20 protein-coding genes and 3 pseudogenes are annotated in these 24,135 nt (G+C 27.8%); 15 read left to right on the top strand and 8 right to left on the bottom strand.

Annotated features, from left to right (window positions below):
* The first annotated feature begins 11 nt into the window (after positions 1-11).
* Positions 12-1,112 (top strand): endonuclease/exonuclease/phosphatase family protein, encoded by a 1,101-nt coding sequence (locus MYF_RS02620; protein ID WP_231237872.1) that lies wholly within the window; start codon positions 12-14, stop codon positions 1,110-1,112.
* Between the two features lie 31 nt (positions 1,113-1,143).
* Complete coding sequence (locus tag MYF_RS02615) at positions 1,144-1,821, top strand: protein kinase family protein (protein ID WP_002557710.1); 678 nt, start codon at positions 1,144-1,146, stop codon at positions 1,819-1,821.
* 18 nt (positions 1,822-1,839) lie between these two features.
* Here MYF_RS02615 and mutM read toward each other — a convergent pair whose 3' ends face one another.
* The 3 genes from mutM to rpsD all read right to left on the bottom strand — a co-directional run bounded on the left by mutM (position 1,840) and on the right by rpsD (position 3,843).
* The gene (gene mutM, locus MYF_RS02610; RefSeq protein WP_002557709.1) at positions 1,840-2,664 is read right to left on the bottom strand and encodes a DNA-formamidopyrimidine glycosylase; all 825 of its coding nucleotides are present in this window, start codon (positions 2,662-2,664) and stop codon (positions 1,840-1,842) included.
* Positions 2,664-3,098, bottom strand: a complete 435-nt coding sequence (locus MYF_RS02605) for an RpiB/LacA/LacB family sugar-phosphate isomerase (RefSeq protein ID WP_002557708.1) — start codon at positions 3,096-3,098, stop codon at positions 2,664-2,666. The genes mutM and MYF_RS02605 overlap by 1 nt, the downstream gene beginning before the upstream one ends.
* A 127-nt stretch (positions 3,099-3,225) precedes the next feature.
* The gene (rpsD, locus tag MYF_RS02600) at positions 3,226-3,843 is read right to left on the bottom strand and encodes a 30S ribosomal protein S4 (RefSeq protein ID WP_002557707.1); all 618 of its coding nucleotides are present in this window, start codon (positions 3,841-3,843) and stop codon (positions 3,226-3,228) included.
* 365 nt (positions 3,844-4,208) lie between these two features.
* On the opposite strand from rpsD, the gene MYF_RS02595 reads away from it, so the two are divergent.
* From MYF_RS02595 to MYF_RS02585, 3 genes are read left to right on the top strand one after another with little or no spacing between them, the layout of a single operon-like run.
* Positions 4,209-4,973 carry a glucosamine-6-phosphate deaminase gene (locus MYF_RS02595; protein WP_002557706.1) on the top strand — a complete coding sequence of 255 codons (765 nt, stop codon included), beginning with the start codon at positions 4,209-4,211 and terminating at the stop codon, positions 4,971-4,973.
* A 24-nt stretch (positions 4,974-4,997) separates the two neighbouring features.
* The gene (locus tag MYF_RS02590; RefSeq protein ID WP_002557705.1) at positions 4,998-6,782 is read left to right on the top strand and encodes a PTS transporter subunit EIIC; all 1,785 of its coding nucleotides are present in this window, start codon (positions 4,998-5,000) and stop codon (positions 6,780-6,782) included.
* Complete coding sequence (locus tag MYF_RS02585) at positions 6,782-7,612, top strand: class II fructose-bisphosphate aldolase (protein ID WP_002557704.1); 831 nt, start codon at positions 6,782-6,784, stop codon at positions 7,610-7,612. Before MYF_RS02590 ends, MYF_RS02585 begins: the two co-directional genes overlap by 1 nt.
* A gap of 52 nt (positions 7,613-7,664) precedes the next feature.
* Here MYF_RS02585 and MYF_RS02580 read toward each other — a convergent pair whose 3' ends face one another.
* A complete protein-coding gene (locus MYF_RS02580; RefSeq protein WP_002557703.1) occupies positions 7,665-8,819 on the bottom strand; it encodes an amidohydrolase family protein in 1,155 nt (384 codons plus the stop codon).
* 247 nt (positions 8,820-9,066) lie between these two features.
* Between MYF_RS02580 and MYF_RS03460 the strand changes: the two genes are divergently transcribed.
* The 5 genes from MYF_RS03460 (at position 9,067) to MYF_RS03265 (ending at position 13,448) form a co-directional block, all read left to right on the top strand.
* Positions 9,067-9,462 (top strand): FAD-dependent oxidoreductase, encoded by a 396-nt coding sequence (locus MYF_RS03460; protein WP_002557702.1) that lies wholly within the window; start codon positions 9,067-9,069, stop codon positions 9,460-9,462.
* Positions 9,348-10,280: an FAD-dependent oxidoreductase gene (locus MYF_RS03455; RefSeq protein WP_318023899.1), complete on the top strand. Its 933-nt coding sequence runs from the start codon at positions 9,348-9,350 to the stop codon at positions 10,278-10,280. Before MYF_RS03460 ends, MYF_RS03455 begins: the two co-directional genes overlap by 115 nt.
* A gap of 340 nt (positions 10,281-10,620) precedes the next feature.
* Positions 10,621-12,510 carry an AAA family ATPase gene (locus tag MYF_RS02570; protein ID WP_002557700.1) on the top strand — a complete coding sequence of 630 codons (1,890 nt, stop codon included), beginning with the start codon at positions 10,621-10,623 and terminating at the stop codon, positions 12,508-12,510.
* Positions 12,497-13,300 carry a hypothetical protein gene (locus MYF_RS02565; protein ID WP_051054290.1) on the top strand — a complete coding sequence of 268 codons (804 nt, stop codon included), beginning with the start codon at positions 12,497-12,499 and terminating at the stop codon, positions 13,298-13,300. The genes MYF_RS02570 and MYF_RS02565 overlap by 14 nt, the downstream gene beginning before the upstream one ends.
* Positions 13,281-13,448 (top strand): hypothetical protein, encoded by a 168-nt coding sequence (locus MYF_RS03265; protein WP_231237870.1) that lies wholly within the window; start codon positions 13,281-13,283, stop codon positions 13,446-13,448. Before MYF_RS02565 ends, MYF_RS03265 begins: the two co-directional genes overlap by 20 nt.
* Before the next feature lie 184 nt (positions 13,449-13,632).
* On the opposite strand, the gene MYF_RS02560 is transcribed toward MYF_RS03265, so the two are convergent.
* Entirely contained in the window at positions 13,633-14,295 is a 663-nt protein-coding gene (locus tag MYF_RS02560; RefSeq protein ID WP_002557698.1) for a S1C family serine protease, read from the bottom strand.
* A gap of 211 nt (positions 14,296-14,506) precedes the next feature.
* Positions 14,507-14,584 (bottom strand): annotated as a pseudogene (locus tag MYF_RS03565) (transposase); the annotation flags it as partial.
* Between the two features lie 348 nt (positions 14,585-14,932).
* Here MYF_RS03565 and MYF_RS03450 point away from each other — a divergent pair.
* On the top strand, positions 14,933-16,375 hold the full coding sequence (locus tag MYF_RS03450) for a hypothetical protein (protein ID WP_039387671.1): 1,443 nt from the start codon (positions 14,933-14,935) through the stop codon (positions 16,373-16,375).
* A gap of 61 nt (positions 16,376-16,436) precedes the next feature.
* Positions 16,437-18,116, top strand: a complete 1,680-nt coding sequence (locus tag MYF_RS02545; protein WP_039387803.1) for a hypothetical protein — start codon at positions 16,437-16,439, stop codon at positions 18,114-18,116.
* A 318-nt stretch (positions 18,117-18,434) separates the two neighbouring features.
* On the opposite strand, the pseudogene MYF_RS03560 reads toward MYF_RS02545, so the two are convergent.
* Positions 18,435-18,512: pseudogene (locus tag MYF_RS03560) on the bottom strand (transposase); the annotation flags it as partial.
* Between the two features lie 309 nt (positions 18,513-18,821).
* Between MYF_RS03560 and MYF_RS03445 the strand changes: the two are divergent.
* Together MYF_RS03445 and MYF_RS02535 are read left to right on the top strand one after the other, a co-directional pair.
* A complete protein-coding gene (locus MYF_RS03445; protein WP_039387670.1) occupies positions 18,822-20,255 on the top strand; it encodes a hypothetical protein in 1,434 nt (477 codons plus the stop codon).
* A 61-nt stretch (positions 20,256-20,316) separates the two neighbouring features.
* The gene (locus MYF_RS02535) at positions 20,317-21,996 is read left to right on the top strand and encodes a hypothetical protein (protein WP_039387801.1); all 1,680 of its coding nucleotides are present in this window, start codon (positions 20,317-20,319) and stop codon (positions 21,994-21,996) included.
* A gap of 318 nt (positions 21,997-22,314) precedes the next feature.
* Here MYF_RS02535 and MYF_RS03555 read toward each other — a convergent pair.
* A pseudogene (locus MYF_RS03555) lies at positions 22,315-22,392 on the bottom strand (transposase); the annotation flags it as partial.
* A gap of 304 nt (positions 22,393-22,696) precedes the next feature.
* Between MYF_RS03555 and MYF_RS03440 the strand changes: the two are divergent.
* Positions 22,697-24,130: a hypothetical protein gene (locus MYF_RS03440; RefSeq protein WP_039387667.1), complete on the top strand. Its 1,434-nt coding sequence runs from the start codon at positions 22,697-22,699 to the stop codon at positions 24,128-24,130.
* The last annotated feature ends 5 nt before the right edge of the window (positions 24,131-24,135 follow it).

The raw sequence follows: 24,135 nt of genomic DNA, 5'->3' as shown, positions 1-24,135 counted from the left end.
GGCTTATCATTTTGGGAATAACAGCACTAGCTGGTGCTGGTGGACTTTATTTGGTCTATACAACATCAACAAAAAAAATAAGAGCAACTAAAATTGATATTAACAAATCAGAAAATAGCAAAAAACCTAAGGAATTAAAAGAAAATGTTGGAATTTCTGATGACGAAAAAAAATCAATTCGTCTTGGATTTTGAAATGTTTTAAATTACACTAACAGAGCATCAAAAACAAATACTGCAAAAACCTATGCACTCGCGAAAGTAATTAATTCTGCGGAGTTAGATTTAGTTGGGCTTGCAGAAATTATGCCAAGCGGCGATGGTTCTGATATTGTTAAGGAATTGGAAGAAATAAACCCAAATGCTGGTTGAAAAGAATTAACCACAGAAAAACAAGGAAAGCAAAATCAACAAGAAAAATATACTTTTTTATATAAATCCTCACTTTTGGAAATAATAAATTTCAAAGATACTTCAAATCCATATTTAATTCAAAATGGCATAAAATTACAATGAGCTCGTCCATTAGCTGCTGTAAAATTTCAAACAAAAACAAAAGTAAAAAATGATTTTACGTTCGCAATAGGTCATTTTGATGCTCCGGGTGTAAAAGCAAATCGAGGCGAAATACGTGATTTAGAAACTTCGCAAGGATCTCAAGAAGCAGGCGAGGCCCGCGACTTAATTAATGTTTTAAATGAAATAGACAAAAAAGATGGAATAAATAACGAAATAATTTTTATGGCTGATACAAATATTCGGGCTGAAAATGCTGAAAAATTGTTTGAGCATACACTAAATTCTTATAAATCATTGCTAAGCAAGGATGAGAAAACAACACTTTCTGGTACGTTTGGTTTGTATGCAAATTCCTATGACAAAATTTTTTATAAGGGCGATCTAGCCGCAAAAAATGCTAAGAAATTCGATATTTTTTCGATTTTTCAGAAAAAAATTGTTGATATAAACAAATATGATAATTTTCGAAAAAAAGACGGTAGATCAACTAATTATAAGGTTGGGCAATTAAAAGAAATTAATCGTATTAAAGGAGTTTCTGATCATACAATGATTTATTTTGATCTTGTATTAAGTGAAAAAGATAGAGATTAAGAAAACTAATTTTCATTCACATTAAAAATTAATGACGCTAAAAAGTATTATAAATTTCGCTATTTTTCCAGAACATATAAAAAAAAAACTAAGAATAGTAAATCTTATTTCCTGCGGCTATCATAACTGTAGCTTTAAAGGTTATTATAATAGGCAAAAAGTGCAAATTCGTATTGCTACTAACAATTTTGTAAATTGAGAAAATGAACATAATTTCATTAAAAACAATTCGAATTTTCTCTATTATTATAAAGGGAATTTTATCAAGAAATGAATTGAAGGTAAGGTTTTAGATTCTGAAAATTTAAATACTCACCTTGATAATTTGTTTTTAACAATTTTAGAATTTCACAGAAAAAAAAACGACATAGTAGCTAAATTTGATTGACAAATTGATGTTATTAAAGATGAAAAATATATTAATTTAGTGAAAAAGTATCAGTTTGATTCGCTAGTAATTTCCCACAATGATTTGCAATTTAAAAACATAATAGTTTCTGAGAAAAATGTTTTTTTGATTGACTTTGAGTGAATTAGACTAAATAATCCTTATTTTGATTATGCATGCTTACACACAAATTTAGGAATTTTACCTGAAGAAATCATTAAATTTTTTAATCTTGAAGTTGAAAAATTTAATGATTTTGTGTATTTAGTTACCGTTTTTACTAATTTTTGGAACAAAAAATTTTATAATAAATCAAACTAATGATAGATCTTAAAATTCTTAATTATTTGGATTTTGACATACCGGGCAAAAATATGTGCCTCTGCCGGCGACAACAGTTTTTAAAATTTTAGTTCGACATTTTGTGCATGGAAAATTTTGTTTTGTATGAACTTTTAAGAAATTTTGGAATTTACCTTCTTTTGAATTCAAAGATGTATAAGAGCTGATACTAGAACCGCCAAGTTTGATTGATTCTTGTAAAATTTTTTGACTAAAATAAATGATTAATTTAGCTTCTTTTTTAGTAATCAAGTTTGCTTTTTTCCCTGGAAAAATCTTCGTTGCAAAACAAATTTCGTCAGCATAAATATTCCCTAACCCACTAATTATTTTTTGGTCTAGTAAAATTGCTTTGATTACTCGAGTTGACTTTCTGATTTTTTGGTAAAAATCATCTACATTAATAGAAGAAGGTTCTGGCCCTAAATTACTAAGGGGTTTAGTTGTGAATAGAGCGTGTTTATCGCGAACCATAAAGGTTCCAAATTTGCGACTGTCGTTGTAATTTAAAACGGTATTATCGGAAAAAATAAAGGAAATATAGTCATGTTTTCCCCATTGGAGAGACTTATAAGTAAAATATTTTCCATTCATCCTTAAATGTGAGAGGATAACTTTTTGGTTGTCAAGAAAAATTAATATATGTTTGGCGCGATTTTGAATATCAATAATAGTAGCATCTATAAGAAACTTTTGGAAATCAGAAAAACTAATTTCCTTTATAAAATTTGTATCACGAGCCAAAACATTTTTAATTTTTTTACCAATTACTTCGCTTTTTAAGGCATTTACAACGGTGACAACTTCTGGTAATTCTGGCATTATTTATCAAGTTCGTCAATTCTTTCTTGATGACGGCCACCTTCATATTCAGTTTCTAAAAATTTTTGAATAAAAGAAATTGATTCATCTTTTGAATTGAAACGACTAGAAAGCACAATCGCATTTGCATTATTATGTAATTTTGCAAGGCAGGCATCATTTTCACTTGTAACTCTCGCCGCCCGAATTTTTTTAAAACGATTTAATGCATAAGACATCCCTAACCCTGTTCCGCATATTGCAATCCCGACTTGTTCGGGGTTTTCTAGCAAAAAATTTGCTAATTTCTTGCCAAAAACAGCATATGAAACTGATGACTCGTTTTTTGTGCCAAGATCATTTACTTCAAAACCTTGGTTTTTTAAATACTCAATAATTTCCTGTTTTCTTTTAAAACCAGCATGATCTGAGGCAATAGCAAATTTCTTAGGCATTTTTCTCCTATAAATCTTCTATAATTCTATAAATATGAATAAATTATATTATTTTTATAAAAAAAGTCCAAAAATAAAATTTAAATATTTTTGGACTTTTAGAATTAATACAAAAGTAAAAAATCGATTATTTACTATAGAACTCAACGATTAAGGATTCTTTAATTTCCTGGTTTAATTCTGATCTTTCAGGTAGACGATTAAAGGCAACTTTAAAATTATTTTTGTCAACTTCAAGTCATGGAGCGGGCGTTTTTGTCTCAAGAGCGGTTAAAATTTGCTGATTTTTTCTAATTTTTCCATCTTTTCGCGTTGTAAGTTCGAAAACATCACCTTGTTTTAATTGAAATGAAGGAATATTTACTTTTTTATTGTTTACTAAAAAATGACCGTGATTTACAAGTTGGCGTGCTTGCCGACGAGTTTCGGCAAAACCAGCACGGTAAACCGAATTATCTAGACGAGATTCAAGCGCCTGTAAGAACAAAGTTCCCGCAATTCCGGTTTTTTTAGTTGCTTTTCGATAAGTGTTGCGAAATTGTTTTTCGCTTAGTCCATACATAAAACGTACTTTTTGCTTTTCGCGGAGGTGAACACCATAATCGGAAGGTTTTGAACGTTTTAGACCGTGAAGACCAGGGGCGTATCTTCTTTGTTTTCCCTTAGCAAATTCTTTTCCAGTTTCAAGAATAGAAAAACCAAGACGGCGGGATTTTCTAAAAATAGAGCCAATATAACGTGACACTTTTCTCCTTTTAATTTTAAATCTGCATTTTTATACTAAAAAGAGAAAACTAAATAGATTTTAAATTGATTCAAAATCTAATGCTTTCATTCACAGCTAATTACTCGCAAATCTTAACAAATTTTGAATTGTATTTAAAACTATTTAATGCTGTTAATTTAAAAATGCTTCTATAATTATAACTAATTTTTAAAATAAAAAAGAAAAAAGCGAAAAATTTAATGTTTTCCGCGTAGCTACCTGCTAATTATATCAAAAATATTGAAAAATTGCAATATAAAAAAATTTTTTCGCTTTTTTTGCTATTTTGTATTTTATGCGTGATAAAATTATATTTATTACTATTTTAAATTAAAAAGGGCAAAATGAAGATATTAATTTTTGAAAAATTAAGCGATTTGCACAAATATTGTGCAAATCTTTTTATCGACCAAATTAGAAAAAAACCAGACTCAGTCCTAGGCTTTGCAACTGGAGTCTCACCAGTTCAAACTTATAAACTTTTAGTAGATGATCACAAAGAAAACGGGACTTCTTGGGAAAAAATTACAACTTTTAATCTTGATGAATTTGTCGGAATTGACAAAAATCATTCTGAATCATTCATAAAACAGATGAAAACAAATTTATTTGATTTTGTTAATATTCCAAGTTCACAAATTAATATTCCTAATTCTAAAGCTGTTGAACCTGAAATGGAAGCCAAACTTTATGAAGAAAAAATTGCTAAAAAACCGATTGATTTACAATATATTAGTATTGGAATTAACGGTCATATGGCCTATAATGAACCCGGAACATCGTTTAATTCTAAAACTCACGTGACGAATTTAACCCCAGAAACAATTGCGGATATGGTCAAAAAAGGTAAATTTTTCAGTTTTGATCAATGTCCCAAACAAGCAATTACAATGGGAATTCAGACAATTTTAAAATACACAAAAAAAGCAATTATGGTTTCTTTTGGTTCTCATAAGGCCAGTGTGACAAAATCAATGTTAGAAGATGTACCTAATTCAGAAATTAGTGCATCTTTTTTACAATTACACCCAAATTGCACTTTCATTTTAGATAAACAAGCAGCATCAAAATTATCAAAAAAAACTTTAAAAAGTGCAATTTGGTATTAAAAAAATTTAGAAAAAGTAGTTAAAATGTTAGTAAAATGTGTAAAAAAAATTAAGTTTTTTCGCCCAAAACAGGTCAAAAATTATAGTCAAAATAAATTCTATTTTAACCGAATTTTAAATCAATTACAACGGCTTGGTAGATCTTTAATGTTTCCAATTGCAGTTTTGCCGATCGCAGCACTTTTATTAAGAATCGGAGCATTAATTCAGGATCCTTCAGCAAATGGATCAATTGGAATATCCGAGGCACAAAAATTTTGGGGAAGGCTGATTTCAACCCCCGGCGGAATTGTTTTTGATAATTTAGCGATAATTTTTGCGATTGGAATCGGGTTTGGTTTTGCCAAAGACAACCGCGGCGAAGCCGCTCTTGTAGCCGCAGTTGTTTGATATGGGATGTCAACACTTTTAAAACAGAACCAATTGGCTGAGGCAATTTATAAAAATGTTTTAGTTGCTGAGACTGGCCAACTCAAAGGATTTACGCAACTTTTGTATTTTTTAAAAGCAGGAAAACTGGTTTATCAGCTAGATTCTGGGGTCATTGGCGGAATTAGCGTCGGACTTGTTGTTGCATTTTTGTATAATAAATACAAAAATATTAAGTTACCACAAACACTTTCATTTTTTGGTGGGCGCAGATTTGTGCCAATGTTAGGAATTCTTTCAATAATTCCGCTTGGTTTGATCTTTGCAATTATTTGACCTTGAGCCCAATACGCCCTAATTAAAACTGGTTCAGCCTTATCAGATCAGAGCGCAAATCATTATGCTCGGGGATTTTATGTTTCAATTTATGCCTTTTTAAACAGATTATTACAACCTTTTGGACTTCATCATATTTTGAATACTTTTGTCTGATTTCAATTACCAATTGAGGGTAAATTAATTTCCCCTGTGATTAATCAAGTGGGAGAAACTGTGGCAAACATAGGGGACATTTATACTGTAAATGGCGATATAACCGCATTTAATACTGGAATTATTGGCTCTGGTGGGTTTACAACCGGATTTTTCCCGTTATATTTAGGGGGGCTTCCTGGAGCTGCAGTTGCAATGATTTTTGCTGCAAAAAAAGAAAGAAGAAAAACAATCACTACCTTTTTAGCAGGGGCAACACTTGTAAGTTTTCTTACTGGAATTGATGAACCTTTAATTTTTACTTTCATTTTTATCTCGCCACTTTTATGACTTTTAAATGCTTTCTTGACCTCGCTAATTTACATGTTTGTATCCTGGACCGGAATGAGCATTGGAATTGGATTTTCTGCTGGATTTATTGATTATATTGTCTCTTTTCCAAGGTCATGGGCTTTTGCAAAAAACTTTGGAATTTTGGCAAATCCACTATGAATTTGGGGATTTTCAGTGATAATGTTTGTGATTCAAGGTTCCAGTTTCTTCTTTTGCATAAAAAAGTTTAATATTAAAACTTTGGGTCGCGAAGATAAAAGTGAGCCTGAAATTAGTATAAAAGAAGATAAAGCTGACTTAGAAAATCAGGAAAATTTGTTACCTGATAAAGAAAAAATAGCGAAAAATAAAGTAAAATTTGCTGATGATTATCAAAAAATGGCAGCAGCTTTTATTGAAATTTTAGGCCAGGAAAATATTGAAGAAGTCTCAAATTGCGCAACACGACTGAGATTAATTCTTAAAGATAATGCAAAAAATGATGAATTAGATGTAAAAATTAATGCCGCTGGCGGCCGCGGGGTTGTCCGTGTTGGAAATAAAGGATATCAAATTATTATTGGAACTGATGTAGAATTTGTAGCCGATTATCTTAAAAAAATGATAGGAAAATAATGGTTTTTGTCGATCCAAAAGAAACGTTTTTAAAACTAAATGAAGAAAATAAGCCAATTTTTGCTTTTAATGTTCTAAATTTAGAAACGCTTTTTGCTGTAATTAAAGCAGGAGAAATTTCCAAAAAACCATTAATAATTCAGTTAAGTCTGGGTGGAATTAGATATTCCCGGATTGAATTTCTAGTGCCAATGATTGTTTCGGCGATCAAAAATTCACCGGGAAAATTTATTTTTCACCTTGATCACTGTGATGATTTAGAACTTTTTGAAAAATATCTTGAATTAGGTTTTAATTCTGCTATGTTTGATGGCTCAAAATTTGATGTTGCTGAAAATATCGAAAAATCTTTAAAAGCAAAAGCGCTTGCCAAAGAAAAAAATATTTTCCTTGAATTAGAAATTGGCCAAATTGGTGGGAAAGAAATTGGTCATCAACCAGAAAATCAGCAAATTCTTGGTTTGGAAATTATAAAAGATTTTTATAAAAAAACTCAACCTGACCTTTTGGCAATTGCTTTTGGAACTGCTCATGGAATTTACAAGAAAAAGGCAAATCTTGACTGAGAATTAATCCAAAATTTCAAAAAAGAATATAAAATTCCGCTTGTTATGCATGGAACAAGTGGTCTTTCGATCCAAGAAATTCAAAAAGCAATTAGTTGTGGAATTAACAAAATAAATATTTTTACAGACCTTTTAGTTAGTTTTTCTGAACAGGTGAAACTATATTTTCAAGAAAATCCGAATGCCTTTGATATTCGGAAAATTAATGAAAAAGGAATTGAAAAGATGACAGAAAAAATTCTTTCTTATCTTAAAATAGCATAAGAATCTAAAATTTTATTTTTCTTCTAGTTTAAAAAAGCTTTAAATTCATAGACTATTTTGCAAATTCGCGGTAAATTTGACCAAAAATGATTGCCATTTTTAGTTCAAATTTATCATCTAAAATTATAAAATTTGCTTTTTGACCTATCTTAATTGTTCCAAAAAAATCTAGAATTCCCAGTGAATTTGCCACGTTATAAGAAGAACAAAAAACTATTTCCTGTCAAGATAGTTTCAAATTTAACTTTAAATTCTTAATCATTTTTAAATATGACATCCCACTTCCGGCAATTTGTTTTGAATTTTTTAGATAGAATAAATCACCTTTCTTCTCAATTTTTAGTTGTCCTAATTTATAAAGTCCATCATCAAGTCCTTTTTGTGCAAGCGAGTCTGATACTGCAACCCAATTTTCTTTTTTGATATTTTTAATTGCAAATTTTAAGGTTGAATTTTTAATATGAAGGCCGTCCGCGATTAACTCAACAAGAAAATTTTTAGGTAATTTTGATTCAAAAATAAGGTTGACAAGCGACTGTTTTCGATGGTCAAAATTCGAGCATCCATTAAAAAAGTGCGTAAATTTATAGTACTTTTTTAAATTATGATTCTTTTTGAAGTCAAAAGAATTCGAATGCCCAATTGCAAAATTAATTGTTTTATAAAAAGAATCAATTAATTTTTCTGAAGTTTTTTCAGGGGCAACTACTACAGTAATTTTTTTGTTAAATTTTTCTGCTAAAAATTTAAAATGTTCTTTTTTCGGTTTAATTATTAAATTTTGGTTGTGTGCACCCTTTTTTTTCTTAGAAATAAATGGACCTTCTAAATATCAATTTAGTAAAAAATTAGGATATTTATTAAGCAAAAATAAAAAAAATTCACTATTTTTTTTAATTTTTTCTCATTGCTGGGTAATAGTTGTCCCAAAAATTCCTGCTACGCCCTCAAATTTATGTAGTTTTTCCTTATAATCTAAAAAATTTTGTTCTCAGTAACTATCTGAAAAGTCATCAAATGAAAATCCATAGCCGCCGTGGGTGTGCGAATCAATAAAAGCCGGTAATAAAACGTAGTTTTTGCAGTCAATTCCTGAAAATTCTGTATTTCCGCTGCTTAAATTAACAATAACTCCATTTTTATCAAGTTCAATCCAACCTATAAATTCATCAGAATGACTAACAATTCTAAGATTTTTATAAATCATTTTTAAATATTTAAATTAGTTTTTAACTTGTTAAATAAAATTATACCACATTTTAAGTTACTTTTTAGTAATTTTTGAATTTTATTCTTATTCCATATAATATAATAAAATTCAAAAAATTAATTATAATTAATAGTAACATTCAAAAAAAAAAAAAAAAAACTAAAAAAGGCGTGAAAAATATGCAAAAATACAATGTAATTATTATTGGTGGTGGCCCTGGGGGGGTTATTCTCTAGCTGCTATTTTGGGTAAAAATGGTAAAAAAGTTGCACTTTTTGAGCAAGAATTTCTTGGTGGAACTTGTGTAAATTGAGGATGTATTCCTACAAAAACAATTCTTAAATCAGCAAAAATTAAATCTTATTTTGATAATGCAGAAAAATTTGGATTAAATTCAGACGGGAAATTTGATTTTAAGCAAATTTTTCAAAGAGCAAAAAATAATTCACTAAAATTACAAGGCGCAATTTTAGAAGCATTAAAAAATTCTGGTGTTGATTTTTATAATAAAAAAGCAAAAGTTACATCAAATCATACAGTTTTATCGGAAAATGAAGAATTTTTCTTCGAAAAATTAGTTATACAACAGGCGCTAAACCAAGAAAAATTAAAATTGAAGGTGTTGAAAGAGCAAATTTAATCAATTCTGATGATTTTTTTAAAGGCAAAATTGAATTTGATGAACTAACAATAATTGGTGGCGGGGCAATTTCGCTTGAATTTGCAGTTTTTTATGCTAGTTTTGGGGCAAAAATTACAATAATTGAGGCAAATGAGCGTATTTTTGCCAATTTTGATAATTCAATTGCGGAAGCGGTAAATTTTGTTCTAAAGAGAAACAAAGTGAAAATTTTTACTAAAACAAAAGTCAAAAAATATGAAAATGGGCAACTTTTACTTGAAAAAGAAGGCGAAATTTTTGCCCATCCAACCAAAAATATTCTTTTGGCAATCGGTCGCCAGTCCCAAAATGACGGATTCTCCGGTTTAAAAATTGATTTAGATAACCGCGGATTTCTAAAAACCAATAAATTTATGCAAACTTCAGTTCCAAATATTTATGCAATCGGTGACATTACCGGTCAAATGATGCTTTCATCAACCGCCTACAAACATGGTGATATTGTTGCAAAGCACATATTATTCGGTAGTTCTGATGAAGAATTTAGCGCAGAATTGATTCCTTGGGCAATTTATTCAATTCCGGAAATTGCTTCTGTAGGGAAGACAGAAAAACAATTATTAAATTTGGATGTTGATTTTCAAAAAGCAAAAATTTTTGCAAAAAATTTGCCCCGTGCCCACGCTAATGGCGAAATTGAAGCCGGTTTTATCGAGTTATTCTTCCATTCTAAAACTTTTGAAATTCTTGGATGTAACATTTTCCTTGAAGAAGCTTCGCTTCTAGTCAATCAAATTGCCCTTGCAAAAAATGGCTTATACCCATCCGAGCCTTAACGAGGCGTTTTATTATCTTTGTCGAAATATTACCTTTTCAAATCTTAAAAAATAAAGAGGATTTAATAATTTATTTTTTAAATTTTTCTTGTTTTGCTTGTTAATAAAAAAATATCCATTGATAAAAGGATATTTTTTTATTAGTTTTAAAAAATCAATAAATTAGGTTTATTAATTTTTTATAAAAATATGAAAATTCTATAATTTTTTTTATTTAATAGAAAAAATTATAGAATTACATAAAAAAATTATAGAATTACTTGCAAAAAAAAAAAAAAAAAAAGTAAAATTGAATTTAAATTAATATTATTAATAATTACACTTAATAACTAACGGAATTATGGCTAGAAAAACTGAAAAACAAAAAACAGAAAATATTGCAGATAAACTCACAGAAGAGCAACAAAATGTTGTTAATTTAGCATTAAAAGGGGAAAATATCCTAGTTGATGCTTGTATTGGAAGTGGAAAAACAACAGTGATTCAGGTTCTCTGCGACAAATTACCTATTGATAAAAAAATTTTATACTTAACTTACAATAAACTATTAAAATTTGAAGCTAAAAACAAGATTAAAAACAAAAATGTTATGGTACAAAATTATCACGGATTTGCATATGGATTTTTGCGAAGAAATGGTATTAATTCTTCTCCTGCAGACTCAATTAGAATATTTTTAAGAAATAACATTTCTGTTGGCGCTTATGATGTTCTACTAATTGATGAATATCAAGATATTACTGAAGAAATATCTTGGTTATTGGAAAAAATAAAACAAGAAAATCCTAATATACAAATTGTTGCAGTTGGAGATATTAGTCAGAAAATTTACGATAATACAAAATTAAATGTTACTGATTTTATTGATAAATTTTTAGGATCATATAAAAAAATTAGCTTAACATTTTCCTTCAGAATGCCAAAAGAACACGCTAATATGTTGGGTCGAATTTGGGGTAAAACAATTAATGGAGTCAACGAAAATTGTCAAATCCAATATATGGAACTGGAAGAAATTAAGGAGTTTTTGGCTACACAAAAACCTGCTGATATCTTATGTTTAGGGCCCCGAGTTAATGATGAAATGACAGAAGTTTTAAATTATCTTGAAGAAAATCATAGGGATATTTTTAATAAAAAAACCGTTTATGCTTCTATAAGAGATAGTGACGCAAATTTGTCTCCCAAAAAAAATTCGGCTATTTTTACAACATATGATAGCTCAAAAGGATTGGAAAGACCTATTTGTGTTATTTTTAATTTTACCAAAGATTATTGAGAAAAGCGCTTAATTCAAATTACAGCAAATTATGAAATTGTAAAAAACATATTTTGTGTAGCAACAAGTAGAGGGAAAGAAAAAATTATCTTTTTAAATCCAAAAGACGAAAACAAACTATTAAATGAAGAAATCATCAAACAATCCAAAAATTTAACAAAAAGAAACCATGTTTTATTTTTAATGTCTGATATGTTTGATCACAAGTATGATATTGATCTTCAGAATATGTTCAAAATGCTTGAAGTAAAAAAAATTAAAACCGAAGATACAACCGAAATACTAGCAAAAACACACGATGATTTAATTGATCTTACACCATGTGCAGGGATCTATCTTGAAGCATCTTATTTCGATGATTGGGATATAGATAAAGAAATTAGGTTTCTTATCAATTTTTTTGAAAAATCTCATAACCTACCAGCAAAAATAAAAAAGTTAAAACAGAACTATGAAGATTATATTAGTGAAAGAAATTCAATAAAAGATTTAACACTCTTTCTTGTTTATTTGGAAACACAACAAGAAAGATACATTAAACAAGCTTCACCCGATTTTGTTGATGATAATGCTGTTGATCAAATGCATAAAAAATTATCAAAAGTGCTTGAAAAAGACGAGATAATTCAACAAGAATGTTCATTGGAATTTAGTGATAATAATCTTAAAATACAAGTTCAGGGAATAGCCGATGTTATCAAGGATGATATAGTTTATGAACTTAAATTTGTTAGTAATTTAACAACTGCTCATTTTTTACAAACTGCTTCATATATGCTAGCCTTAGAAAAGGAAAAAGGTATATTGTGGAATATTAGAAATAACGAAATGCATGAAATTCAAATCAAAAATCGAGAAGAATTTAGCGAAAAACTCGCACAAACAATTTCAAAAGGAGCTTATAAACCTAATAGTAAAAAAGAATTTGAGGAATCAGATGGAAACAATTAAAAAACAAAAAATTACTAACGTGAATAAAAACATTGCTGTAATTGATGTAGAAACAAACTATCAAAGTGAAGTTTTTTCCGTTGGAGTCGTAATTGCTGATAGCACTGATTTTCAATGATTTGATAAAGAATATTGAATAATAAAAAACAATTTAACAGTAGGTGGAATGTATGCCCGTAATATTTTAGCTCCCCTTCCTCTTGAATTTAAACAAGATGCTAATGTTGTTCAAACACGCGAAGAAATGATTGTTCAACTAATTTATTTCTTGAAATCTAATGAAGTAAAAAATTGGTTTTCATATACAAAATTTGATTTTAGACATTTGCCTGAATTGCACAAGTCATTCAAGCATAACGATATTTCTATATTCGCTAAAAACAAACAATTTAACAAATATATTCCATTAAATGCAGAAACAAGTAAAAACGGCGATTTAAAAAGAGGATGAAAGGCAGAAGATATATACAGAATGTTAACCAAAGATGAAAATTATTTTGAAACACATAATGCCTTACTTGATGCAATGGACGAATTACGAATTATGGAATTATTAAACTTAGATATTGAAACATTTCTAAATTCAAATAAAAATAAAGAAAAAACAACTAGCCCAAAAAAAATTAATTTGTCAAAAGCAAGTATAAACAAAAAAAACACTCTTAAAAGTACAAAAAGTACAAAAAGTACAAAAAGTACAAAAAGTACAAAAAGTACAAAAAGTACAAAAAGTACAAAAAGTACAAAAAGCAAAAATTTTTGCAAAAAATTTGCCCCGTGCCCACGCTAATGGCGAAATTGAAGCCGGTTTTATCGAGTTATTCTTCCATTCTAAAACTTTTGAAATTCTTGGATGTAACATTTTCCTTGAAGAAGCTTCGCTTCTAGTCAATCAAATTGCCCTTGCAAAAAATGGCTTATACCCATCCGAGCCTTAACGAGGCGTTTTATTATCTTTGTCGAAATATTACCTTTTCAAATCTTAAAAAATAAAGAGGATTTAATAATAGTTTTTGCGCACTACAATTTCTTACTAGAGTAAAACTTAATCACAAATTTTAATAATTTGGAGTATATTAATTTAATGGTTTTTGATAGTAAATAATTTAGAATATTAAAAATTTAATTTGAATTTAAAAACTCTTTTATTTGACTTGAAGGGAGAAAAAAAGAAATACCTTGAACTGGTTTTTCATTTATAAGGCGAAAAGTCATTATCCCAATTACTTTGTTTTTAGTATTTAAAACAGGTCCGCCACTATTTCCTGGCTCAATTGTGATACTAGTTCGAACAAAACTTTGATTTGCTAATTTATTAGTTCCTGAAATAATGCCTTTGCTGATTGTCAAGCCAAGATTATGTGGGTTTCCAATTGTAAAAATTTCATCGGCATAATTAAAATTTTCTTCTATTTCAAGATTTTTAACTTGTGTGTTTAATTGCAAACTTAATATGTCATAGTTTTGTGAAATTTTTATAATTCTGGTTTTTTTATAGTCTTTTTCATTTGCAAGCCGATAAAAAATATCAATTTCATCGCTATTTTCAAGAATGTGTTTATTAGTAATAATTTTATTATCTATAACAAAACCGGTAGCAAAAGAAATTTCCTCATTTTTTTGAATCTTAATTTCAACAATTGACTTTAAAAGACTTTCAAGATTAACTTTTGGATTCAGTTTTATTCAATTATTTGTTAGCAAAGCAACGTTTGCCAACAAAATTCCAAGATTTAGAGCCAAAAATAAACCAATAAAGCCGTATTTTTTAGTAAATTTTTTCATTTTTATTTAAAGGTGTCTTATAAATAACAAATTTAAGGTATATTATAACTTAAAAGTATTTAAAAAGCTCTGATTATGTCACAGAATATTAAAACTATTATAATTAAAGTTAATAATTAAAATGTGCAAAAAGTTAAAAGGTTCAATTCTAAAAAAAAGGAGTATTCATAATTTTGTGTTTTAAATTTTTATGGATTTTTCAAATAGAAATTTAATTTAATTTTACATTATTTAACCGATTAGGGAAAATAATTTCTAATTGTTTTTTAATTATGTGTCAATTTCTTATTAAATTGTTTCATATACATCCAAAATTGACTCTTTGTGTCTATTTTGCATTTTTCTTTTTTATAAATTTGGATAAATTCTTCTGCAAAATGTAAAATTGCGATTTTTAACCCCTTAGATTTGACAATTTTAATGTACTTAAATTTGTCTTCAACTGTGAATCTGTATTGTTTATTTTGACACACTTTTTTGAAGATGTCTAAAATTAGCATGCTAATTTGTATTAATTTATTCTTTTAAAATACAATATTTTTAAATGATATTTTCAGAAAAATTCTTAAATACATGTTTATAATTTTAAATCAATAATAATTTTAAAAATTAAAGAATATATAAATAAGGAAAAAACATGAAGAAAAAACTGAAACTTTTTAAGTTTATCACTAATATTGTCGGTTTCTTTTCACTGACACTAAGTGTTTTTGGCCCTCTTTGACATTTTCAAAATACAAAAAGCTATTCAGATTTTAAACTCGAAACCCGTGATATAGATTTATTAAATTCAAAAAAACCGCTAAATTTTGATGATTTAGTCCAAATTGTTTCAACCAAAAACCAACAAAATTCGCTTGTTATCAATGCAAATATTAAAAAAACCCAAACACATCTAAACAAAACAAGCACTCATTCAGAGACTCCTAATTTAGATGATATTAAAATTCAAATTAATCAAGATGGTCAGGTAATTTTAAATAGTGCTTCACTTGAATTTGTTAACAAAAAAGCTGAACTCTATTTTGAAAAAGGTATACCAAAACTAAAATTTGAAGGTCACGTTTTTGACTTTAGAGAACTTCAAAATCAAACTCGGGTTGAAAAAACCTTCTTTTTCCTTCTTCCTTTTATTCCATTTATTACAAAAGCTGTTGCAGCTGCCATTGCTGCAGTAGCAGCAACAACAGCTACTGTAGCAGCTGTAAAAACTGTTCCAAAAGTTGTTGATAGCCTACGTAGATGAATTGATAACGGCAGAAGTGAGTATTCGCCAGTTGATTATAGCCCGATTATTTCAAGAACTGAAAGCTCAATTGTGGTTGACTTAGAAAAATTGCCAAAAGAAAAAGGCGAGTCTAGCATTAAAACAAAAGCAAAGGCAACGACTTTAAAACTTTCTATTGTAAAAGATAAAGAAAAATTAGAAAAATTAGAAAAATACACGGGAATCCATCTTGCTTGATTTTTTAATTTTCAGACTGAAAACTTAAAACCTTATTTTGTTATTAGTCAAGAAGAAATATCAGCAACTCAAGCCTGAATTTTAGCCGTTGGGAGTTTGCTAGCCCAATCAGTATTAACTCAAATTGTTATTGATAATTTGCTGCCTAGTTTAATAAAAGATAAAATGAATCAAGATGACCGTGATTATATCAGGGAAAAATTAAATTCCCCTATTGATTTTTATTCACATAACGAATTAGTTATGAGAACTTTGGCTGAAAAAACAAAAGATACAGCAAATTTGGTTCTAAGAAATGGAAGGCTAACAGATTCAAATAATAATTTAAATAAAGATATCGGTTTTACTAAAGATCGTTTTGTTGTTGGGGAAGGGCTAGCTAATGATGCTATTGATTGAACTAACCCTAAAAATGAGTTTGATATTCAACCAAGTAAAGCTCAAAATAATCAATCATACGTCAAAATATATTTTCCCAGTTATCATGTAAGGAGATTAAGAATGATAGGGGATAAGAAAAGGGGCATAAAGCGCGAATTTATAAAAAGAAAAAAAATGTTAAATATTGAAAAGGTGCATTTTTTATATGGAGAAGCTGATAAATTCATTATCTAAGGCAAAAAAACAGTTAAAAAAACTAAAATATATAGAAATTAATATTAAAAGTCGTTGTTCAATTCGAAATATAGTTGATCATGAAGTTCAGTTATTGTTTAATTGTAATTATGAGTATTATTATGAAAATTTTTTATTATATTACCTTAGTAATGGCTTCTATCCTAACCCAATTGAAAGAATTATTAGTTTAAATTATAAACAAGAAGATTATATTTATAATTTAAAACTAGAAGATATCACAAAAAGTGCATTTTTCTCCAAAAGGCTCAATAATTTCCATTTTTATAATGATATTAGGTGTTTAATTGGCGGTTGAGCAAACAATGAATATTGTGATAAAAATGGAAAAGAAAATTTTGATTTTATCGATGAACTTCGTGGTTTATATGATTATTTAGACGGTAAAGGTTTTGAAGAAGTTGTTGTTGTTGTCTTTGAAAACTTTGATGATATTGAAAAATGCGAATTTTCAATCTCTTATCCGGCTGTCTTTTCAAAAATGTTTAAATCAAAAAGCGAATTAAGAGAAATTGAAGCTTTAATTATTAAGGAAATACAGGAAAGTGTTCCTTATGCAAAACCAAAAAATTTAGCAAATTATCACGAAAAAATCTTTGATTTTTTATCAAATTGATATGAATATAATTCAAAGTTTGTAGATATAAATAAAGCATATTTAGGGCAAAATGTAGAAAATATTTACAATTTGTTATTAAAAGAGAATTATAATTTTAGTGAAAAAACCCAAATTCAACCAATTCAAAATGTATTTACTTTTGAAACTTATGAAAATTTGCTTAAAAAATTTGAAAAATACGGGATTAAAAAGCTTAACTTAAATATTGAAAATCGTGATAAATTTATTCTTAGTTGATTTGATAAATTTGGCCCAGAATATCGAAAATATTGCATCGAACTTTTTGGTAAAAGAGGCCAAACTTATTATGATAATTTGAATAATTGGACAAATAAAATTGAATTAATCTATTTGTTGCAAATTTTATTTGGCCCAAAATATGAAATTGAAGATCAATATTTTTACCCCAATAAACCTGATTATTTAATTCTGCCAAGATGGGGGAAATTAAAACTTGAAAATTTCGAAATTTTTTACTTTGGTGGGCAAGAATACGGACTTTTTGATGAAATAATTTCCCAATTTGACTCAAAAAAGCCAGTTTTTTGATTTAAACCATCTTACTACTCCGTTGATTGTGGAGGCGAAGGATGAATTTTGCCAATTGCATTAAAAAATTTCATTTTATTGTATGTTGATAATCAAAAAATTTATTACTGATTTGGTCATTCAAATTTATATGATAATATTTATCAAGGTAAATACGAAATTTTAAAATATTATTTTAAACAAAAATTGGTCAAACTTGAACAAGATATTTTTCTGCGTGATGGCATGGATCCCGAATTTTTTGTTTCTAGATCACCAAGGTATAACAATTTATCTAAAAATGTGATTGAATCATCGAGGGAAGAATTAATTTTATATCGGGATGCATTGAATAAATATCTAAAAGAAATAGACCATGAATTTGATCGTTTTACAGACTTTCTAGAAAATACTAATTTATATAGCCAACAAGAAAAAGAATTAATTCTAGAAGAACACCCTCCCTTTTCTAGGGATTTGGATGGCAGAAATCAATATTATGAAGAAATTGCAAGAGTAGATTTTCGCGGTCATAAAAATAAAAAATATCTTGAGATAGAAGGGGAATCGTAGATCCTTTTATTAATTAATAAATTTAAAGACAAAAGATTTAAGTTTATTTTTAAAATTCTTAACTTGTTTTTCATTTTTATCTATTTAAAAATAGTAATTTTGATAGTTGAAATTATGTTTATTTGCAAAAATGTGCCTGAGTTTTATTGTAATTTATTTTTAGCGATTGATTAACATAATAACTTATTCTTTTAAAATATAATATTTTTAGGTATTTTCCCTAAAAAGTTTTTAATATATGTTAAAATTTTAAAACTAAAAAAGTGAGTGTTCATAATTTTGTGTTTTAAATTTTTTAGGGATTTTTCAAATAGAAATCTAATTTAATTTTACATTATTTAACCGATTAGGGAAAATAATTTCTAATTGTTTTTTAATTATATTTCAATTTCTTATTAAATTGTTTCATATACATCCAAAATTGACTCTTTGTGTCTATTTTGCATTTTTCTTTTTTATAAATTTGGCTAAATTCTTCTGTAAAATCCAAAATTGCGATTTTTAACCTTTAGATTTGACAATTTTAATGTACTTAAATTTGTCTTCAACTGTGAATCTGTATTGTTTATTTTGACACACTTTTTTGAAGATGTCTAAAATTAGCATGCTAATTTGTATTAATTTATTCTTTTAAAATACAATATTTTTAAATGATATTTTCAGAAAAATTCTTAAATACATGTTATAATTTTAAAAGGAAAAAACATGAAGAAAAAACTGAAACTTTTTAAGTTTATCACTAATATTGTCGGTTTCTTTTCACTGACACTAAGTGTTTTTGGCCCTCTTTGACATTTTCAAAATACAAAAAGCTATTCAGATTTTAAACTCGAAACCCGTGATATAGATTTATTAAATTCAAAAAAACCGCTAAATTTTGATGATTTAGTCCAAATTGTTTCAACCAAAAACCAACAAAATTCGCTTGTTATCAACGCAAATATTAAAAAAACCCAAACACATCTAAACAAAACAAGCACTCATTCAGAGACTCCTAATCTAGATGATATTAAAATTCAAATTAATCAAGATGGTCAGGTAATTTTAAATAGTGCTTCACTTGAATTTGTTAACAAAAAAGCTGAACTCTATTTTGAAAAAGGTATACCAAAACTAAAATTTGAAGGTCACGTTTTTGACTTTAGAGAACTTCAAAATCAAACTCGGGTTGAAAAAACCTTCTTTTTCCTTCTTCCTTTTATTCCATTTATTACAAAAGCTGTTGCAGCTGCCATTGCTGCAGTAGCAGCAACAACAGCTACTGTAGCAGCTGTAAAAACTGTTCCAAAAGTTGTTGATAGCCTACGTAGATGAATTGATAACGGCAGAAGTGAGTATTCGCCAGTTGATTATAGCCCGATTATTTCAAGAACTGAAAGCTCAATTGTGGTTGACTTAGAAAAATTGCCAAAAGAAAAAGGCGAGTCTAGCATTAAAACAAAAGCAAAGGCAACGACTTTAAAACTTTCTATTGTAAAAGATAAAGAAAAATTAGAAAAATACACGGGAATCCATCTTGCTTGATTTTTTAATTTTCAGACTGAAAACTTAAAACCTTATTTTGTTATTAGTCAAGAAGAAATATCAGCAACTCAAGCCTGAATTTTAGCCGTTGGGAGTTTGCTAGCCCAATCAGTATTAACTCAAATTGTTATTGATAATTTGCTGCCTAGTTTAATAAAAGATAAAATGAATCAAGATGACCGTGATTATATCAGGGAAAAATTAAATTCCCCTATTGATTTTTATTCACATAACGAATTAGTTATGTGAGATTTGGCTGAAAAAACAAAAGATACAGCAAATTTGATTCTAGGAAATGGAAGGCTAACAGATCCAAATAATAATTTAAATAAAGATATCGGTTTTACTAAAGATCGTTTTGTTGTTGGGGAAGGGTTAGCTAATGATGCTATTGATTGAACTAACCCTAAAAATGAGTTTGATATTCAACCAAGTAAAACTCAAAATAAACAATCATACATAAAAATATATTTTCCCAGTTATCATGTAAGGAGATTAAGAATGATAGGGTATGAAAAAAGGGGCATAAAGCGCGAATTTATAAAAAGAAAAAAAATGTTAAATATTGAAAAGGTGCATTTTTTATATGGAGAAGCTGATAAATTCATTATCTAAGGCAAAAAAACAGTTAAAAAAACTAAAATATATAGAAATTAATATTAAAAGTCGTTGTTCAATTCGAAATATAGTTGATCATGAAGTTCGTTTATCGTCTAATTGTAATTATGAGTATTATTATGAAAATTTTTTATTATATTACCTTAGTAATGGCTTCTATCCTAACCCAATTGAAAGAATTATTAGTTTAAATTATAAACAAGAAGATTATATTTATAATTTAAAACTAGAAGATATCACAAAAAGTGCATTTTTCTCCAAAAGGCTCAATAATTTCCATTTTTATAATGATATTAGGTGTTTAATTGGCGGTTGAGCAAACAATGAATATTGTGATAAAAATGGAAAAGAAAATTTTGATTTTATCGATGAACTTCGTGGTTTATATGATTATTTAGACGGTAAAGGTTTTGAAGAAGTTGTTGTTGTTGTCTTTGAAAACTTTGATGATATTGAAAAATGCGAATTTTCAATCTCTTATCCGGCTGTCTTTTCAAAAATGTTTAAATCAAAAAGCGAATTAAGAGAAATTGAAGCTTTAATTATTAAGGAAATACAGGAAAGTGTTCCTTATGCAAAACCAAAAAATTTAGCAAATTATCACGAAAAAATCTTTGATTTTTTATCAAATTGATATGAATATAATTCAAAGTTTGTAGATATAAATAAAGCATATTTAGGGCAAAATGTAGAAAATATTTACAATTTGTTATTAAAAGAGAATTATAATTTTAGTGAAAAAACCCAAATTCAACCAATTCAAAATGTATTTACTTTTGAAACTTATGAAAATTTGCTTAAAAAATTTGAAAAATACGGGATTAAAAAGCTTAACTTAAATATTGAAAATCGTGATAAATTTATTCTTAGTTGATTTGATAAATTTGGCCCAGAATATCGAAAATATTGCATCGAACTTTTTGGTAAAAGAGGCCAAACTTATTATGATAATTTGAATAATTGGACAAATAAAATTGAATTAATCTATTTGTTGCAAATTTTATTTGGCCCAAAATATGAAATTGAAGATCAATATTTTTACCCCAATAAACCTGATTATTTAATTCTGCCAAGATGGGGGAAATTAAAACTTGAAAATTTCGAAATTTTTTACTTTGGTGGGCAAGAATACGGACTTTTTGATGAAATAATTTCCCAATTTGACTCAAAAAAGCCAGTTTTTTGATTTAAACCATCTTACTACTCCGTTGATTGTGGAGGCGAAGGATGAATTTTGCCAATTGCATTAAAAAATTTCATTTTATTGTATGTTGATAATCAAAAAATTTATTACTGATTTGGTCATTCAAATTTATATGATAATATTTATCAAGGTAAATACGAAATTTTAAAATATTATTTTAAACAAAAATTGGTCAAACTTGAACAAGATATTTTTCTGCGTGATGGCATGGATCCCGAATTTTTTGTTTCTAGATCACCAAGATATAACAATTTATCTAAAAATGTGATTGAATCATCGAGGGAAGAATTAATTTTATATCGGGATGCATTGAATAAATATCTAAAAGAAATAGACCATGAATTTGATCGTTTTACAGACTTTCTAGAAAATACTAATTTATATAGCCAACAAGAAAAAGAATTAATTCTAGAAGAACACCCTCCCTTTTCTAGGGATTTGGATGGCAGAGATCAATATTATGAAGAAATTGCAAGAGTAGATTTTCGCGGTCATAAAAATAAAAAATATCTTGAGATAGAAGGGGAATCGTAGATCTTTTTATTAATTAATAAATTTAAAGACAAAAGATTTAAGTTTATTTTTAAAATTCTTAACTTGTTTTTCATTTTTATCTATTTAAAAATAGTAATTTTGATAGTTGAAATTATGTTTATTTGCAAAAATGTGCCTGAATTTTAGTGTAATTTATTTTTAGCGATTGATTAACATAATAACTTATTCTTTTAAAATATAATATTTTTAGGTATTTTCCCTAAAAAGTTTTTAATATATGTTAAAATTTTAAAACTAAAAAAGTGAGTGTTCATAATTTTGTGTTTTAAATTTTTTAGGGATTTTTCAAATAGAAATCTAATTTAATTTTACATTATTTAACCGATTAGGGAAAATAATTTCTAATTGTTTTTTAATTATATTTCAATTTCTTATTAAATTGTTTCATATACATCCAAAATTGACTCTTTGTGTCTATTTTGCATTTTTCTTTTTTATAAATTTGGCTAAATTCTTCTGCAAAATGTAAAATTGCGATTTTTAACCCCTTAGATTTGACAATTTTAATGTACTTAAATTTGTCTTCAACTGTGAATCTGTATTGTTTATTTTGACACACTTTTTTGAAGATGTCTAAAATTAGCATGCTAATTTGTATTAATTTATTCTTTTAAAATACAATATTTTTAAATGATATTTTCAGAAATAAATACATGTTATAATTTTAAAAAGAAAAAACATGAAGAAAAAACTGAAACTTTTTAAGTTTATCACTAATATTGTCGGTTTCTTTTCACTGACACTAAGTGTTTTTGGCCCTCTTTGACATTTTCAAAATACAAAAAGCTATTCAGATTTTAAACTCGAAACCCGTGATATAGATTTATTAAATTCAAAAAAACCGCTAAATTTTGATGATTTAGTCCAAATTGTTTCAACCAAAAACCAACAAAATTCGCTTGTTATCAACGCAAATATTAAAAAAACCCAAACACATCTAAACAAAACAAGCACTCATTCAGAGACTCCTAATCTAGATGATATTAAAATTCAAATTAATCAAGATGGTCAGGTAATTTTAAATAGTGCTTCACTTGAATTTGTTAACAAAAAAGCTGAACTCTATTTTGAAAAAGGTATACCAAAACTAAAATTTGAAGGTCACGTTTTTGACTTTAGAGAACTTCAAAATCAAACTCGGGTTGAAAAAACCTTCTTTTTCCTTCTTCCTTTTATTCCATTTATTACAAAAGCTGTTGCAGCTGCCATTGCTGCAGTAGCAGCAACAACAGCTACTGTAGCAGCTGTAAAAACTGTTCCAAAAGTTGTTGATAGCCTACGTAGATGAATTGATAACGGCAGAAGTGAGTATTCGCCAGTTGATTATAGCCCGATTATTTCAAGAACTGAAAGCTCAATTGTGGTTGACTTAGAAAAATTGCCAAAAGAAAAAGGCGAGTCTAGCATTAAAACAAAAGCAAAGGCAACGACTTTAAAACTTTCTATTGTAAAAGATAAAGAAAAATTAAAAAAATACACGGGAATCCATCTTGCTTGATTTTTTAATTTTCAGACTGAAAACTTAAAACCTTATTTTGTTATTAGTCAGGAAGAAATATCAGCAACTCAAGCCTGAATTTTAGCCGTTGGGAGTTTGCTAGCCCAATCAGTATTAACTCAAATTGTTATTGATAATTTGCTGCCTAGTTTAATAAAAGATAAAATGAATCAAGATGACCGTGATTATATCAGGGAAAAATTAAATTCCCCTATTGATTTTTATTCACATAACGAATTAGTTATGAGAACTTTGGCTGAAAAAACAAAAGATACAGCAAATTTGGTTCTAGGAAATGGAAGGCTAACAGATCCAAATAATAATTTAAATAAGGATATCGGTTTTACTAAAGATCGCTTTGTTGTTGGGGAAGGACTAGCTAATGATGCTATTGATTGAACTAACCCTAAAAATGAGTTTGATATTCAACCAAGAGCAGAGAAAAATCACAAGCCATACATAAAAATATATTTTCCCAGTTATCATGTAAGGAGATTAAGAATGATAGGGTATGAGAAAAGGGGCATAAAGCGCGAATTTATAAAAAGAAAAAAAATGTTAAATATTGAAAAGGTGCATTTTTTATATGGAAAAGCTGATAAATTCATTATCTAAGGCAA

Origin of the sequence: Mesomycoplasma flocculare ATCC 27399, from assembly GCF_000815065.1 — a bacterium.
Taxonomy (GTDB): domain Bacteria; phylum Bacillota_I; class Bacilli_A; order Mycoplasmatales; family Metamycoplasmataceae; genus Mesomycoplasma; species Mesomycoplasma flocculare.
Note: the sequence above shows the minus strand (reverse complement) of the source record. Positions and strands in the feature narration are given on the sequence as shown.